The sequence below is a fragment of the Nocardioides sp. LMS-CY genome (assembly GCF_018732145.1).
GTDB lineage: Bacteria > Actinomycetota > Actinomycetes > Propionibacteriales > Nocardioidaceae > Nocardioides > Nocardioides soli.
This window is the reverse complement of sequence record NZ_CP076104.1, coordinates 2,388,262-2,403,341: the sequence shown is the minus strand read 5'-3', so window position 1 is coordinate 2,403,341 and position 15,080 is coordinate 2,388,262. Positions and strand designations below refer to the sequence as shown.

At 73.7% G+C, this 15,080-nt stretch carries 14 protein-coding genes; 3 read left to right on the top strand and 11 right to left on the bottom strand.

All coding sequences use genetic code 11. The features are described from left to right. The 5 genes from KM427_RS11585 to KM427_RS11565 all read right to left on the bottom strand — a co-directional run bounded on the left by KM427_RS11585 (position 1) and on the right by KM427_RS11565 (position 4,946). On the bottom strand, positions 1-951 hold the full coding sequence (locus KM427_RS11585; protein ID WP_215527276.1) for a type II secretion system F family protein: 951 nt from the start codon (positions 949-951) through the stop codon (positions 1-3). Beyond that, entirely contained in the window at positions 948-2,345 is a 1,398-nt protein-coding gene (locus KM427_RS11580; protein ID WP_183590286.1) for a TadA family conjugal transfer-associated ATPase, read from the bottom strand. Before KM427_RS11580 ends, KM427_RS11585 begins: the two co-directional genes overlap by 4 nt. A gap of 1 nt (position 2,346) precedes the next feature. Further along, entirely contained in the window at positions 2,347-3,525 is a 1,179-nt protein-coding gene (locus KM427_RS11575) for a CpaE/TadZ family protein (protein ID WP_215527275.1), read from the bottom strand. After that, on the bottom strand, positions 3,522-4,298 hold the full coding sequence (gene cpaB, locus KM427_RS11570; RefSeq protein ID WP_215527274.1) for a Flp pilus assembly protein CpaB: 777 nt from the start codon (positions 4,296-4,298) through the stop codon (positions 3,522-3,524). Before cpaB ends, KM427_RS11575 begins: the two co-directional genes overlap by 4 nt. Positions 4,299-4,544: 246 nt before the next feature. After that, complete coding sequence (locus tag KM427_RS11565) at positions 4,545-4,946, bottom strand: universal stress protein (RefSeq protein WP_183590289.1); 402 nt, start codon at positions 4,944-4,946, stop codon at positions 4,545-4,547. Between the two features lie 151 nt (positions 4,947-5,097). Here KM427_RS11565 and KM427_RS11560 point away from each other — a divergent pair, with 151 nt between their 5' ends. Then, positions 5,098-5,532, top strand: a complete 435-nt coding sequence (locus tag KM427_RS11560; protein WP_215527273.1) for a hypothetical protein — start codon at positions 5,098-5,100, stop codon at positions 5,530-5,532. 26 nt (positions 5,533-5,558) lie between these two features. Here KM427_RS11560 and KM427_RS11555 read toward each other — a convergent pair whose 3' ends face one another. From KM427_RS11555 to KM427_RS11545, 3 genes are read right to left on the bottom strand one after another with little or no spacing between them, the layout of a single operon-like run. Then, positions 5,559-7,022: a glutamate-cysteine ligase family protein gene (locus KM427_RS11555; RefSeq protein WP_215527272.1), complete on the bottom strand. Its 1,464-nt coding sequence runs from the start codon at positions 7,020-7,022 to the stop codon at positions 5,559-5,561. Between the two features lie 9 nt (positions 7,023-7,031). Next, a complete protein-coding gene (locus KM427_RS11550; protein WP_215527271.1) occupies positions 7,032-8,168 on the bottom strand; it encodes a carboxylate-amine ligase in 1,137 nt (378 codons plus the stop codon). Between the two features lie 9 nt (positions 8,169-8,177). Then, on the bottom strand, positions 8,178-9,221 hold the full coding sequence (locus KM427_RS11545) for a DUF4192 domain-containing protein (protein WP_215527270.1): 1,044 nt from the start codon (positions 9,219-9,221) through the stop codon (positions 8,178-8,180). 144 nt (positions 9,222-9,365) lie between these two features. On the opposite strand from KM427_RS11545, the gene KM427_RS11540 reads away from it, so the two are divergent. Further along, the gene (locus tag KM427_RS11540) at positions 9,366-10,697 is read left to right on the top strand and encodes a DNA polymerase IV (protein WP_183590294.1); all 1,332 of its coding nucleotides are present in this window, start codon (positions 9,366-9,368) and stop codon (positions 10,695-10,697) included. On the opposite strand, the gene KM427_RS11535 is transcribed toward KM427_RS11540, so the two are convergent. The 3 genes from KM427_RS11535 to KM427_RS11525 are packed head-to-tail and all read right to left on the bottom strand — an operon-like array spanning position 10,660 to position 12,844. Then, entirely contained in the window at positions 10,660-11,538 is an 879-nt protein-coding gene (locus tag KM427_RS11535) for a 5-oxoprolinase subunit C family protein (protein ID WP_215527269.1), read from the bottom strand. The genes KM427_RS11540 and KM427_RS11535 overlap by 38 nt on opposite strands. Beyond that, positions 11,535-12,128 (bottom strand): 5-oxoprolinase subunit B family protein, encoded by a 594-nt coding sequence (locus tag KM427_RS11530; protein ID WP_183590296.1) that lies wholly within the window; start codon positions 12,126-12,128, stop codon positions 11,535-11,537. Before KM427_RS11530 ends, KM427_RS11535 begins: the two co-directional genes overlap by 4 nt. 14 nt (positions 12,129-12,142) lie before the next feature. Continuing rightward, complete coding sequence (locus KM427_RS11525; RefSeq protein ID WP_252275295.1) at positions 12,143-12,844, bottom strand: LamB/YcsF family protein; 702 nt, start codon at positions 12,842-12,844, stop codon at positions 12,143-12,145. A gap of 22 nt (positions 12,845-12,866) precedes the next feature. On the opposite strand from KM427_RS11525, the gene KM427_RS11520 reads away from it, so the two are divergent. Then, positions 12,867-15,023: a S9 family peptidase gene (locus KM427_RS11520; RefSeq protein WP_215527268.1), complete on the top strand. Its 2,157-nt coding sequence runs from the start codon at positions 12,867-12,869 to the stop codon at positions 15,021-15,023. Positions 15,024-15,080 lie beyond the last annotated feature (57 nt).

Genomic DNA, 15,080 nt, shown 5'->3' with positions numbered 1-15,080 from the left:
TCAGACCTCCACCTTGACCATGCGCGACATCACCCAGCCGCCGACCGACACCAGCGCGACCGCGGCGCCGAGCATCACCAGCCCGAGCAGGGTCGTGTAGAGGGGCTCGGCGAACTCGCGGTTCGCGACCATCAGGTAGCAGAACATCGCGACCGGGAGCCCGCCGAGGATGTACGCCGACAGCCGGCCCTCGGCGCTGAGCGTGCGCACCTGCCGGCGGAGGAACTCGCGCTCCCGGAGCGTCTCGGCGACGGTCTCGAGCACCTCGGCGAGGTTGCCGCCGACCTCGCGCTGGATCCGGATCGCCATCACCACCCACGCGAAGTCGACGCTGCCCATCCGGGCGGCGATGCCGTCGAGGGCGTCGCCGATGTCGACGCCGAGGCGCTGCTCGACGAGGGCCCGGCGCAGCTCCCCCGCGATCGGCTCCTGGCCCTCCCGGACCACGGTGTCGATCGCCTGGGGCACCGAGAGACCGGCCGACAGGCTGTTCGCGATGATCGTCAGCATGTCGGGCAGCTGCCCACTGAACGCCGCCAGCCGCCGGGCGTGCCGGATCCGCAGGTAGACCAGCGGCGCCAGCACCCCGAGCGCGAGACAGACCAGCGCGAGGGCCAGCCCGCCCAGCGCGAAGCCCAGGCCGGCGACGACGAGCGCCACGGCGGCGTGGATCACCGCCCACTCCGCCGGGCGGACCGCCATGCCGGCGCCGGAGAGCCGGCGGGCGAGCCGGGCCTCGACGTCGCCGGGCACCACGGCCTGGGCGACCAGCACGGCCACGCCGCGCACCCCGGCACCCTCCCGCTGCCCGGTGCCCTCGCCGAAGTACGTCGCGAGCCGACGGTCGGCCGACGGCAGCGCGGGACGAACGAGCACGGTGCCGACCGCCAGGGCCAGGCCCGCACCGATCGCGACGGCGCCGAGCAGCAGCGGCACGGGGAAGGTGCTCATGCCGCGGCCCCTGCCGCGCTGAACACCGTCGGGTCGATGTGCACGTTGCGCTCCGCCAGCCGGTCCAGGAACCGCGGCCGGAGCCCGGTGGACCGCAGCTGACCGCGGGCGGCCCCGTGCTCGTCGTACCCCGCGGCGAAGTCGAAGAGGAAGACGTCCTGGAGCGTGATGACGTCGCCCTCCATCCCGACGATCTCGGTGATCGCCGTGATCCTGCGGCTGCCGTCCTTGAGGCGGACCTGCTGGACGACCAGGTCGATCGCACTGGACGCCTGCTCCCGGATCGCCCGGACCGGCAGCTCCATCCCGGCCATCATCACCATCGTCTCGACCCGCGCGAGCGCGTCGCGCGGCGAGTTGGCGTGCACGGTCGACAGCGAGCCGTCGTGCCCGGTGTTCATCGCCTGCAGCATGTCCAGCGCCGCGGCGTCGCGGATCTCGCCGACGACGATGCGGTCGGGCCGCATCCGCAGCGCGTTGCGCACCAGGTCGCGGATGGTGACGGCGCCCCGGCCCTCGATGTTGGCCGGCCGCGACTCCAGCCGCAGCACGTGCTCCTGGTGCAGCCGCAGCTCGGCGGCGTCCTCGACCGTCACGATGCGCTCGTCGCTGGCGATGAACGACGACAGCACGTTGAGCGTCGTCGTCTTGCCGGCGCCGGTGCCGCCGGACACCAGGATGTTCAGCCGCCCGCGCACGCAGGCGGCGAGCAGGTCGGCGGCCTCCCGGCCGAGCGTGCCGGCCGCGACGAGGTCGTCGGCGGTGAACGCGTCGGCGGCGAACTTGCGGATGGTGAGCATCGAGCCGTCGAGCGCCAGCGGCGGGATCACCGCGTTCACCCGGCTGCCGTCGGTGAGCCGGGCGTCGACCATCGGGCTGGTCTCGTCGACCCGCCGGCCGACGCGGCCGACGATCTTGTCGATGGTGCGGCGCAGGTGCGCCTCGTCGTTGAACGCCGCGTCCACCCGCACGATGCGGCCCGCCCGCTCGACGAAGACGTCGCTGGGACCGTTCACCATCACCTCGGTGAGATCCGGGTCGCGCAGGTACGGCTCGAGCGGGCCGTAGCCGAGGATGTCGTCGGCGATCTCCTGGACCACCCGACTGCGGTCGGCACCCGACATCGGCTGGTCGCTGCCGGCCACGGCGGTCTGGAGGGCGGTGCGCACCAGCTGCTCGAGGTCGTCGGAGGTCATGTTGACGTCGTAGAGCTGCGGCCCGAGATCGCTCACGAGCTGGACGTGCACCATCCGCTTGAGGTCACCGAAGGGGTCCCGTGCGAGGTGGCGTCCGGGCGTCGGCTCGGAGGGCTGCGACGACGCCTCCTCGGCGGCGCCTCCCGCTGCGCGCGACCGGTCCTGGTGTGCCGCCAGGAGCCGGTCGGAGAGTGCCATGTCACGCCGCCTTCCGCAGTCGCCGACCTCGGCGACGGTCGCGGGCCGCGGCGGCCCGGCCGGCCGCCGGCAAGGCGAGGTCGCGCGACAACGCCGCCGCGAACGAGGCGAGGGTGCGACCCACCGGACGTCCGGCGTACGCACGGACCGCGGGCTCGCCCCGGTTGACGGCGACCAGCACCTCGCGGGTGGTGGGCATCGTGACCGTGCTGCGCACCCCGAGCGTCTTCTCGAACTCCTCGACCGAGAGGCCGACCTTCGCGTCCGCCCGGTTGAGCACCACCCGCCACAGGTCCCGCGGATAGTTGAGCAGATCGAGAGTGCCGACCGCGAGCTTGAGGTTCTTCAGCGCCGGGATGTCCAGCGTCCCGACCAGCACCAGCAGGTCGCTGTGGTCGAGGGCCTGCAGGGCCTGGTCGTCGAAGGAGCCGCTGGTGTCCACGACGACCACGTCGAACATCTGCTTGAGCAGGTCGAGCACGGCGCCCACCGACGCCGGCGAGACCACGGTCCCGAGCTGCACCGGCGCGGCGAGTACCGCGAGCCGGTCGGAGTGCCGGGTCAGCAGCGACTCGACGGCACTCTGGTCGAGGTTGCCGTCGAACCGGGCCAGGTCGTCGAGCGTGTGCTGGGGCGCCAGCGAGAGCATCACCGCCACGTCGCCGCCCTCGATGTCGAGGTCGACGAGGCAGGCCCGGTGGCCGAGGTCGGCCAGCGCGACGCCGAGGTTGGTGGCGACCAGCGTCTTGCCCACCCCACCCTTCGTCGAGAACACCGTGACCAGGCCACCCCGGGCTCCCTCGGGCCCGGCCTGCTCCTGGACGCCGGACATGGCGCGGGCGATCGCCTCGACCCGGCGTACGGCGCTGCCGATCGCGGGCAGGTCGTCGCTCGCGACGACCTCGCGCACGCCGGCCCGCATCGCACGGGCGAGCACCCCGTCGTCCACGCTGTCGCGGAGCAGGACGACGCCGAGCGCGGGACGGAGGATGCGATTCTGCTCGGCGACCCGGAGCGCGTCCTCCACCGGGACCGACGGGCCCAGGACGACGGCGTGCTCGGGGTGCCGCTCGAGGTGGCGGGCGAGCCGGTCGGTCGTGGTGAGCACGGACGGCGTGCCCGGCATCAGCTGCTGGACCAGCCCCGCCACCTGCGGGTCGGTCTCGACGATCGTGGTCATGACACTCCTCGGAACAGCTCGGGCGCGAGCTCGCGCGCGGTGGTGCCGGGGCCGTTGACGACCCGGCTCTTGTCGGTGCGGAGCGCGAAGGTCAGGTCGCCGTTGCGGGCGCCGTAGATGACCCGCTCGGCCTCCTTCTGGCTGACCGCGATCGTGAGGATCGTCCGCGGGACCTGCTCGGTGGTCTCGGTGCCGTCATCGTCCTTGGTGGTCCGGGGGGTGACGGTCGTGTCGCCGACCCCGAGCACCTGCACCTTCGGCAGCAGCACCCTCGTCAGCGGCGGCAGCTTCCGGGTCGACCCGTCCTTGAGGTACAGCTCCGGGTCGCCCGACACGAAGATCGCCACCCGCGATCCCGGGGTGACGAACCCGGCGACCCGTTCGGGATCGGTGAGCTCGACGCTGATCGCCAGCCGCTCGCCCGGGATGCCCAGCACCTGCTCGCCCCCGGGCTGCCCGAACTGCTCGGCGATCAGCTGCTGCCCGGGATAGATCGTGCTCAGCGCGACCAGGTCCTTGATCGACGCCGTCGACGTCAGGGCTCCCCCGCTGAGGTCGTTGCGGACCACCTTGCGGGTCTGGAGCTTGTCCGCGACCAGGGCGTCCCGCACGGACTCACCCGGCGCGATCACCTCCGTGGCCGTCACGACCTCGACGTACTCCCGTCCGTCGGCGGCCCGGGCGTCGACGCCCTGGAGGTACCAGATGATCATCGTCGTCCCCAGCGCTGCGATGGCCAGGGCCACGATGAGGGCTGTCGCTCGTCGTGCCATGGTGCTGCCCTTCTCCCGCGTGATGGGCGAACATGACGCGGCCGCTGCTACCGATGCCCGACCTCGGCCATGTCTCCCGGATGACCCGGAACGTAGGGCTCGGCGCTCAGACGGCCCGGCCGAAGGATTCGGTCGCTACCCAAATCTGGGGATCGGCGAGCACCAGTGGTCTGGACGACAGGTCTGGACCACTGGGAGCGCTCCGGAGGAGCGAGGTGCGGCGTGGGAAGGTGCGGGAGGTGCGGCTCAGTCGGCCTTGACTGCCAGCACCGGGCAGTGCGCGTCGAGGAGCACCCGCTGCGCGTTGCTGCCGAGGATCAGCTTGCCGACCGGCGAACGACGGCGCAGGCCGATCACGATCAGCTCGGCCTGACTGGCCTCCGCGATGCTGATCAGGTCCTCGGCGGGCTCGAAGCCACGGACCAGCTGACGGACCTCGTAGTCGACGCCGGACCCGTCGAGGATCTTCCGGACGGCGGCCATCTCACGGTCGGCCTGGGTGGACGCCTCGGCATCGAAGTCGGAGCCACCGCGGTGGGAGTTAACCACGACGAGGCTGGCGTCGCGCAGCTTGGCCTCGGCCACGGCGGTGCGCAGGGCGGCCTCGCCCTCCGGCTTCGGCACGTAACCCACGACGACCTTGCCCATCGATCCTCCCAAGCTCAGCGACTGGTGGTCCATCCGGGCGGGGCGCCCACCGGCACCGTAGCCGATCCGGCCACGCCCATGCATGCCTGTGGAGGACGCCCGGCGCGTCCGGCGCGTCTGCACGAGGGTGGTCCTCGACGACGGGAGACGCATGGACGGCATCCGAGAGCCGGTGGGGCGGCCGCTGCAGGCAGTGCTGCGTCGGGCGGTGCTCGACCACGGCCGGCGCGAGCGCCGGCGGGTCCATCCGCCGCTGCTCCACGTGGGCTGGCCCGGCGCCCGGGAGGAGCTGTTCGCGGCCGAGCCCGGGGACGTCCTCGACCATGCCCTGCGCACCGATGTCGCCGCCGCCCTGCTGCGCGCCGCCCGCCGGCACCCGCCGGTCAGCGGCGCCGTGCCGATGCTGTGGCTGACCAGGTCGGCCCCGCTGGAGGTCGGCGACGCGGACCTCGCCTGGCTCGCGGCCGCGTGGTCGGCGACCGCCGAGGCGGGTCTCGGACTCACCTTCGTGGTGGTGAACCGGCACGGGTGGCTCGACCCGCGCACCGGCGTACACCGCGAGTGGAAACGGCTCCGGCAGCGGTGAGTGCTCCCGGCGGCCGCCCCGATCGATCAGTCCCAGGTGTGCACCGGCTCGTTGGTGTGCATCCGCTGGCGGTAGTCGAGCAGGGCCGCGCGCAGGGCGTCGTAGCGGTCCCGCTCGCCCTCGGCGCGCACCCGGCCGACGAACCACTCCGCGCCGTTGGCACCCCGCAGGCAGCGCTCCTCGATGATGCCGAGCAGTCGGTCGCTCTCGGCGCCGGACGCGCCCCACGACGCCAGGCCCTCGCGGGCCATCGGCAGCAGCCGGCGCAGCACCAGCTCGGTCGCCCGCACCTGGCCGACGCCCGGCCAGTACACCTGCGCGTCGATGCCCTGCCGCGACGCGGCGTGGAAGTTCTCCTCCGCGGCGCTGAAGGACATCTGCGACCACAGGGGTCGCTCGCTCTCGGCCAGGGCCCGGACCAGGCCGAAGTAGAACGCGGCGTTGGCCATCGTGTCGGCGACCGTGGGACCCGCCGCGAGCAGGCGGTTCTCCACCCGCAGGTGCGGCACCCCGCCGGCGATGTCGTAGACCGGCCGGTTCCATCGGTAGATCGTGCCGTTGTGCAGCCGCAGCTCGGCGAGCGTGGGGGTCCCACCGGCCTCGAGCACGGCGAGCGGGTCCTCCTCGTCGGAGACCGGCAGCAGCGCCGGGAAGTACCGGACGTTCTCCTCGAACAGGTCGAAGACCGACGTGATCCACCGCTCCCCGAACCAGACCCGCGGCCGCACGCCCTGGGCCTTCAGCTCCTCGCTGCGAGTGTCGGTCGCCTGCTCGAAGAGGGGGATCCGGGTCTCGCGCCACAGCTCGTGGCCGAGCAGGTACGGCGAGTTCGCCGCCAGGGCGACCTGCACCGCCGCCATCGCCTGCGACGCGTTCCAGTACGCCGCGAACTGGTCGGGCGAGGTCTGCACATGGAACTGGGTGCTGGTGCAGGCCGCCTCGGGCACGATCGAGTCGGCCGTGGCCCGCAGTCGCTCGGCCCCGTCGATGGCGATCGCGATGTCCTCGCCCCGCGCGTTGAGGATCTGCTCGCTGAGCAGCTTGTAGCGCGGGTTGGCGCTCAGGCTGTCGACACTCATGTGCCCCTCGGCCAGGGTCGGGAGGATCCCGATCATCACCATGTGCGCGCCCACCGCCGCGGACTTCGACTCGGCGTCGTTGAGACTGCGCCGCAGACTCGCCTCGAACGTCGTGAGGCCGCCCTCGCGCAGCTTCGCGGGAGGCACGTTGATCTCGATGTTGAACTGGCCGAGCTCGGTCTGGAAGTCCTGGTCGGCGATCGCCGCCAGGGCCTCGGCGTTCTTGAGCGCGGGGTCACCCTCCTCGTCGACCAGGTTGAGCTCGACCTCCAGCCCCGTCATCGGGTCGTCGGTGTCGAAGCGCGCCTCGCGCAGCATCCGGGCGAACACGTCCAGGTTGCGGCGCACCTTCTCCCGGTGCCGCGTGCGGTCCTGGCGGGAGAACTCCTGAGCTTCGACCTCTTCGCCCATGACCAGACCTTAGGCCGTGTTCCGCCAGGAGGCTTCGGTACGGGCGATCAGGTCGTCGACGACCCCGGCCACCTCGCCGGTGCGCTCGAACGCGGCACGCTGCCGGGTGGCGCCGTTGTCGCTGACGCTGCCGGCGACCGCGGCCGTGACCGCCTCGAGGTCATCCGCCTCGTCGAGCACGACCCGAACTCGCTCGACCAGGGCGTCGACCACCTCACGGGCGGGCGCCAGGCGGCCCGATCTCGGGTGTACCAGCGAGTCGGCCATGCCGAACCGGGAGGCCCGCCAGTGCGCGGCCCGCAGCCCCTCCGCGCGCCACCGGGGCAGCGGACGACCGGCCCGCCAGTCCCGGGCCGCGGTCTCGACCAAGCCCCGGACCAACGCCACGATGGCGACCGCGAGCACCGGGTCGGTGCAGACGTCACAGACCCGGACCTCGACGGTCGGCTGCGCCTCGGAGAGCCTGGCGTCGAAGTAGAGCATCCCGGCGTCGCGGGCCGCCCCGGTCTCGAGGAGCATCCGGCTCACCTCGCGGTAGCACTCGACCGACCCGAACTGCTCGGTCTGGCCCGCGCTCGGCCACCGCGGCCAGACCTGGGCCCGCCACGAGGCGTACCCCGAATCGCGGGACTCGACGAAGGGCGAGTTGGCGCTCAGCGCGAGCAGCACCGGCAGCCAGGGCGCGATCCGGTCGATGACCGCCACGCCCTCCTCCTCGCCGTCGATGCCCGTGTGCACGTGCATCCCGCAGGTGCCGCCGGTCCGCGCGACCTCGCCGTAGGTGTCGACCATGTCGCGATAGCGGTCGCGGGGGGTGACGACGGAGCGGTCCCCACCGAGCGGCACGATCCCGCACGCACCCACCCGGAGGCCCGCGGCCCGGGCGGCCTCTCCGGCGGTGCGTCGGCCGGCCACCAGCTGGGCGAGGACGGCGCCGAGGTCCGTCTCGGGGTCGGTGCGCGTCTCCAGCTGGTGGCGGAACAGCTCGTGATCGAGCTCGTCGGTCGCCGCCCGAGGCCGTCGGCGACCGTGACCGTGCTCGCGGAACTGCTTGAGCACGGCGGGGGCCGCAGCCTCCACCTCGCGGGTCGCCGGGTCGAAGAGCAGCAGCTCCTCCTCCACGCCGACCGTGCGCGTCCTCCCCATGCCGGACCACTACCCCACCCCCGGAGGCGGCATGCCCGGCCCGATGCCCGGCCCGATGCCCGGCCCGATGCCCTGGGTCCAGTCGCCGATGCCCGCCCAGCTCTGGGGCGCCACCGCGCGGGTGAGCAGGTCGCCGACCAGCTGCGCGAGCGAGTAGTCGGGCTCGACCTCGCAGCAGCGGTCGACGGCGCACCAGGCCAGGGCACCATCGCCGGCCTGCCAGGCGGCCAGGGCCAGCACGGCCGACGGAGCCGGCACGAGCGGGTCGGGCGCCCGCCGCACCACGTCGGTCCAGAGCTCCACGTGGGAGCGGGCGCGATCGCGACACAGTGACGAGCACGCGGCGTCTCGGACCCGGACGTCGAGCATGCCGCGCAGCAGCCGGGCCACCGCGCCGTCGTCGGGGCGGGTCGCCGCCTCGGTGTGCCGCACCACGAGCTCGCGCGCCCACTGACCCTCGTCGAGAGCCGGTGCCTGCGGACCGAGCGCGGCCAGCTCCGGGACCACCCGTGCCACCAGGTCGGGCACGGCGGCGATCGACCTCGCGAGCTCCTCGCGGGAGGTGTGCAGCACCCGGCCGTCGTAGACCGCCTGGGCCGCGAACCGGTGCGCGGAGAGGTCGTAGGGCACCCCGATCGCGGGGATCGCCATCGACGGGGTGCCGCGGACGGGGACCGGGAACCAGCGGCGACCATCGGCCCGCAGCGCGTCGATGACCTCGATCCCGCTGTCGGCCAGGGCCCGGGCCGTCGCCTGCAGCGCTCGGTCGGCGAATCGGCCACGCTGGCTGTAGACGACGAGGAGAGCGTGGGGTGCGCCGTGGCGCCGGGCCGGCTCGGCGAGCATCGCGGCCATCTCGGGGATGGCTGAGCGCGCCGGCAGGTCCACACGAGCGTGGAAGGGAGGATCGGCGCCGAAGGTGAGCATCACCATCGACTCCGACGGCTCGAACCCGAACACCACGGGCACCAGCGCGAGCACGTCCTCGGGGGAACGCACGATCATCGAGGTCGGGTCGGGTCGGCGGGCACGGGCGGCGTGGTCTGTCGTCATGACACGACGGTCCCCGCGCGGTCCGACATCGGGAACCGGCGTCGGCCCGGCCTGTGGAGGACCCGGTCGGAAGCCTGGCTGTGCGCGGTTGGCGGGCCGTCCCTCTCGGTCGGCACCGTCGGCGGCCCGCGATAGGTTGCGCGGGTGCGAGCAGTTGCGTCGGTGCTGCACCTCGACCTCGACGCGTTCTTCGCCGCGGTGGAGCAGCGCGACAAGCCGTCGTTGCGGGGCAAGCCGGTGGTCGTCGGCGGCGTCGGCGGCCGGGGCGTCGTCGCGACCGCGTCGTACGAAGCGCGGCAGTTCGGCGTCCGCTCCGCGATGACGACGCGGGAGGCGCGGTCGCGGTGCCCCCACGCGGCGTTCCTCACCGGCCGGTTCCACGCCTATCGCGAGACCAGCGAGCAGGTGATGGGGCTGCTCCGGTCGGTCTCGCCGCTGATCGAGCCGCTGTCGCTGGACGAGGCGTTCGTCGACCTCGCCGCAGCCGACCGCGAGGCCCACCCACTCCTCGGCGACCTCACGGTGGCCGACGTGACCGCGTTCGGTACCCACCTGCGGGAGCGGGTCGTCGAGGTGACCGGCGGGCTGACCGCGTCGGTGGGCATCGCCACCTCGAAGTTCGTCGCGAAGGTCGCCAGCGATCTGCGCAAGCCCGACGGCCTGGTCGTGGTCCCGCCCGGTAGCGAGCGCGACCTGCTGCGCCCGATGAGCGCGTCGGTGATCCCCGGGGTCGGCCCGGCCACGGCGGAACGACTGCGCCGGGTCGGCGTACACACGGTCGAGGAGCTGGAGACGCTGAGCGAGGACGAGCTGGTCCGGCTGCTCGGCAAGGCCTCCGGTCACTGGCTCCACGCCCTCGCCCGGGCCCAGGACGACCGCCCCGTCGTCGCCGAGCGGGAGGCGAAGTCGGTGAGCGTCGAGGGCACCTACGACCACGACCTCACCGACCGCGACCTGATGGAGCGCCTGCTGACCCGGCAGGCGGGCGACGTGGCGCAGCGGCTGCGCCGGTCGGGCCTGTCGGGGCGCACGGTGACGATCAAGGTGCGGCTGCACGACTTCACGACGCTGAACCGGTCGACGACGCTGTCGTCGCCGACCGACGCCGCCGCGACGATCGCGCGACTGGCCAGGGCGCTGCTGGCGGATCTCGACACCTCGGGCGGCGTCCGGCTGCTCGGCGTGGGCGTGTCCGGGCTCGCCGACTGGGTGCAGGAGGACCTGTTCGGCGAGCCCGAGGAGGAGCAGGACGAGCTGCCCGAGGTCGAGGTGCCCCACCACTCCCGGCGCAGCTGGTCGCCCGGCATGGACGTCGTCCACGTCGAGATGGGCCGGGGCTGGGTGTGGGGCTCGGGGCGCGGCGTGGTCACCGTGCGCTTCGAGACCGCGCAGACCCCGGCGGGGCCGGTGCGCAGCTACGCCGAGGACGACCCCCAGCTCAGCCCCTGGCGTCCGCCGACCCCCGACGACGAGTGAACCGCAGCTCCTCCCCCGGCCGCAGCTGCGCGCACTGCCACAGGTCGGCCTCGTCGACCACCGCGAGCACCGGGTAGCCGCCGGTCGGCGGGTGGTCGGCGAGGAACACCACCGGCACGCCGCTCGGCGGCACCTGCACCGCACCCAGGACCATGCCCTCGCTGGCGAGCTCGCCGGAGCGCCGGCGCGGCAGCGCCGGCCCGTCGAGGCGCAGGCCGACCCGGTCGGAGTCGGCCGCGACGACGTACGTCGTGGCGCACAGCCGGTCGAGCGCCTCGTCGCCGAACCAGTCGGCCCGCGGCCCGGCCGAGACCCGCAGCGGGCCCGGTCGTGGCGCCCGCGGGGTGTCGAGCGGGCGGGGCTGGCCGGTCGGCTCCCCCACGGGCAGCACCGTGCCGGCCTCGACGCGCGGCGGACCCACCCAGGCGAGCGTGTCGGTGGACCGCGAGCCGAGCACCGGGGTGACGGCGACGCCACCGCCGACGGCCAGGTAGCTGCGCGCGCCCGCGACCGGCGTGCCCAGCGACAGCGTGGCGCCGGCGGGCAGCCACTCCGCCCGGGCGTGCGCTCGGGCGGAGCCGCCGACGGTCAGCGGAGCTGGCGCTCCGGTCACCGCGATCCAGCAGCCGGTCCCGGCGCGCAGCCTCAGCCCGCCGAGCAGCACCTCCAGCACGGCCGCATCGGCGTGGTTGCCGACCAGCCGGTTGGCCAGGTCCGCCGCCGGTACGTCGAGCGCACCGGCCCGCGGCACCCCGAGATGCGCGAGCCCGTGGCGGCCACGGTCCTGCACGGTCACCAGCGGCCCGGTCGCCAGCACGTGCAGGCTGCGGGACGCGATCATGCCGGGACGAACCTGACCCGGGTGCCGGGCGCCAGCAGCGCCGGCCGGGCGCGATCGGCGTCCCACAGCCGCGCGTCGGTGCGGCCCAGCAGCCGCCAGCCTCCGGGCGAGGCCGTCGGGTAGGTGCCGCACCAGGTACCGGCCAGCCCGATCGACCCCGCGGGCACGCGCGACCGCGGCGACGCCAAACGAGGCACGGCGAGCTCGGCCGGCAGCCCGGCGAGGTAGGCGAATCCCGGCGCGAACCCGCAGAACGCCGACACGAACTCCAGGTCCGTGTGCCGGGCCACCACACCGTCGACGTCGGTGCCCCACGCCTCGGCGACGAACGCCAGGTCCGGCCCGTCGTAGACGACCCCGACCTCGACCCGCTCCCCCGCCGGCACCGTCGACGCCGGCGTCCACTCCCGCAGCCGGGCCACCAGCGCATCGACGTCGGGCACCCCGTCGAAGAGCACCGTCTCGGCGGCCGGGACCACCTCGACCGCCTCGATCCGCGCCGACCGCGCCCACATCGCGAGCGCGAGCGCCGCCGCCGGGTCGCCGACCTCGGCCAGGAGCGCCGAGGAGGCGATCGGTCGCAGCTGCATGGGCCCAGTCTGGCTCAGACGAACGGCCGCAGCAGCAGCCCGCCGGCCTCGAGCGCGGCGCGGACGGCGCGGGCGTGCTCGACCGCGCCGGGGCTGTCGCCGTGCAGGCACAGCGACTCGACCTCGGCCGCGAGCGCGAGCGCCTGCGCGACGATGCCCGCCTCGTCCTCGACCAGCGCGCCCGGCTCGGTGCGCGGCAGCAGCCGCCCCTCGGGCGTGTAGCTGCGATCGGGGAAGCCCTCGTGGAAGACCGGACGGCCGCCCCCCTCCGCAAGCCTCAGGAACGCCCCGGGCATGCCCAGCACCGGCAGATCGCCCGACCCGGCCAGCACCGCCGCCGCCTGCTCCTCGTCGACGATCACGCGGTGGTAGAGCGCCCCGTGCGGCTTGACGTAGCGCACCGGCGTACCGGCCGCCGCCGCGATCTCCGCGAGTGTGCCGACCTGGTCGGCGACCTGGTCGCGCAGCACGTCGTGCGGGACGTCGCGGGCGACCCGGCCGAAGCCCGCCCGGTCGTCGTAGGAGACCTGGGCGCCGACCGCGACCCCGAGGCGGGCGGCCTCGGCGCACACCGCACGCATGATCGCGGCACTGCCCGCGTGGTAGCCGCAGGCCACGTTGGCACTGGTCACGACCGCGAGCAGTGCGGAGTCGTCGGTGACCTCCTCCCCCAGGTCGGCGTTGAGGTCGATCGAATGTCGCGAGAGCGAACCCACACCCCGACGCTATCGTCGCCGCATGCAGCCGCCCGTCGCGCCACCGATCGCAGAGCGCCGTCCCACCAGCCGCGAGATCCACGGCCACACCCGCACCGACGACTACGAGTGGCTGCGCGAGAAGGAGTCGCCCGAGGTCACGGCGTACCTCGAGGCCGAGAACGCCTACACCCAGGACCGGACCGCACACCTCGCCGACCTGCGGCAGGCCATCTTCGACGGCATCAAGGCGCGCACCCGAGAGACCGACCTCTCGGTGCCGACCCGCAACCGCGGCCACTGGTACTACGGCCGCTCCTTCGAGGGCAAGGAGTACGGCGCGAGCTGCCGGATCCCCGTCGTCGACCCCGACGACTGGACCCCGCCGCGGCCGGCCGAGGACACCGCTCCGGACCAGCCGGCGCTGCCCGGCGAGCAGGTGCTGCTCGACCTCGACGCGCTGGCCGAGGGCCACGAGTTCTTCTCCCTGGGCGGGTCGTCGGTCAGCCCCGACGGCGACCTGCTCACCTACTCCACCGACGTGGTCGGCGACGAGCGATACACGATCCGCGTCAAGGACCTGACCACCGGCGAGCTGCTGGCCGACGAGATCAGCGGCGTGCTCGGCGGCGCCACCTGGGACCGGGCCGGCGAGAGCTTCTACTACACGACGACCGACGAGTCCTGGCGCGCCGACAAGATCTGGCGGCACCGCCTCGGCACCGCGCAGTCGGAGGACGAGCTGGTCCATCACGAGACCGACGGCCGGTTCTGGGTCGGCGTCGGGCGCACCCGCAGCGACCGGTTCCTGGTGATCGCCAGCGGCTCGAAGACCACCAGCGAGTACCGCTTCCTCGACGCCGACGCCCCCGACACCGGCTGGCAGATCTTCGCCGAGCGCTGCGAGGGCCTGGAATACTCCCTCGACCACGCCGTGATCGCCGGCGAGGACGTCTTCCTCGTGCTGCACAACCACACGGGCGCCGACTTCGAGCTCGCCACCGCCCCGGTGGCACCGACCCCCGCGGCGGAGTGGCGGGCGCTGATCACCCACGACCCCGCCGTCCGCCTCGAGGACGTCGACGCGTTCGCCGGCCATCTTGTCGTGCACCAGCGCAGCAACGGCCTCACCCAGCTGCGCATCCTCGAGCTGGACGGGGACGGCGTGGGCGACGACTACCTCGTGGAGTTCGACCACGAGATCTACACCGTCGGGTCGGCCGGCAACCCCGGCTTCCACCAGCCGGTGCTGCGCCTGGGCTACACCACGATGGCGGTGCCGTCGTCGGTCTACGACTACGACGTCCGCACCCGCGACCTGACCCTGCTGCGCCGGGCGCCGGTACTGGGCGGCTACGACCCCGACGACTACGAGGAGCACCGGCTCTGGGCGACCGCCGACGACGGCGAGCGGGTCCCGATCTCGATCGTGGCCAGGCGGGGCTCCCGCGAAGACGTGGGTGGGGGGACGCGTCCCGTCCCGACCCTGCTCTACGGGTACGGCGCCTACGAGACCTCGATCGACCCGTACTTCTCCATCGCCCGGCTCGCGCTGCTCGACCGCGGCGCGGCCTTCGCGATCGCCCACGTGCGCGGCGGCGGCGAGCTGGGTCGGCGGTGGTACGACGACGGCAAGCTGAGCCGCAAACAGCACACGTTCTCCGACTTCGTGGCCTGTGCCCGGCACCTCGTCGACACCGGCTGGACCACCGCCGAGACCCTGGTCGCCGAGGGCGGCAGCGCCGGCGGCCTGCTGATGGGGGCGGTGGCCAACCAGGCGCCGGAGCGGTTCGCGGGCGTCGTCGCGGCCGTGCCGTTCGTCGACGCGCTCACGACCATGCTCGACGCCACGCTGCCGCTGACGGTCACGGAGTACGACGAGTGGGGCAACCCCGAGGCCGACCCGGCGGTCTACGACTACATGGCGTCGTACGCGCCGTACGACAACGTCGCGGCCGTCGACTACCCGCCGATCCTGGCGGAGACCTCGCTCAACGACACCCGGGTGCTCTACGTGGAGCCCGCGAAGTGGATCGCCCGGCTGCGGGCCACCGCCATCGGCCGCCAGGACTTCCTGCTGCGCACCGAGATGTCGGCCGGCCACGGCGGCGTCTCGGGCCGCTACAAGGCCTGGCACGACCGGGCGTTCACGCTCGCGTGGATCCTCGACCGGATGGGCCTGGCCGGGGTCGCACCCTGAGCCGGTCCGAGGGAATTCCCCTGAGAAGTCCCTGAGAGTACGCCGTCGAGGCAACTC

Bases quoted from the DNA above. Each gene is read 5' to 3' on its own strand.
- KM427_RS11585 (WP_215527276.1), bottom strand. From the start codon at position 951: ATGAGCACCTTCCCCGTGCCGCTGCTGCTCGGCGCCGTCGCGATCGGT.
- KM427_RS11580 (WP_183590286.1), bottom strand. From the start codon at position 2,345: ATGGCACTCTCCGACCGGCTCCTGGCGGCACACCAGGACCGGTCGCGC.
- KM427_RS11575 (WP_215527275.1), bottom strand. From the start codon at position 3,525: ATGACCACGATCGTCGAGACCGACCCGCAGGTGGCGGGGCTGGTCCAG.
- cpaB (WP_215527274.1), bottom strand. From the start codon at position 4,298: ATGGCACGACGAGCGACAGCCCTCATCGTGGCCCTGGCCATCGCAGCG.
- KM427_RS11565 (WP_183590289.1), bottom strand. From the start codon at position 4,946: ATGGGCAAGGTCGTCGTGGGTTACGTGCCGAAGCCGGAGGGCGAGGCC.
- KM427_RS11560 (WP_215527273.1), top strand. From the start codon at position 5,098: ATGGACGGCATCCGAGAGCCGGTGGGGCGGCCGCTGCAGGCAGTGCTG.
- KM427_RS11555 (WP_215527272.1), bottom strand. From the start codon at position 7,022: ATGGGCGAAGAGGTCGAAGCTCAGGAGTTCTCCCGCCAGGACCGCACG.
- KM427_RS11550 (WP_215527271.1), bottom strand. From the start codon at position 8,168: ATGGGGAGGACGCGCACGGTCGGCGTGGAGGAGGAGCTGCTGCTCTTC.
- KM427_RS11545 (WP_215527270.1), bottom strand. From the start codon at position 9,221: ATGACGACAGACCACGCCGCCCGTGCCCGCCGACCCGACCCGACCTCG.
- KM427_RS11535 (WP_215527269.1), bottom strand. From the start codon at position 11,538: ATGATCGCGTCCCGCAGCCTGCACGTGCTGGCGACCGGGCCGCTGGTG.
- KM427_RS11530 (WP_183590296.1), bottom strand. From the start codon at position 12,128: ATGCAGCTGCGACCGATCGCCTCCTCGGCGCTCCTGGCCGAGGTCGGC.
- KM427_RS11520 (WP_215527268.1), top strand. From the start codon at position 12,867: ATGCAGCCGCCCGTCGCGCCACCGATCGCAGAGCGCCGTCCCACCAGC.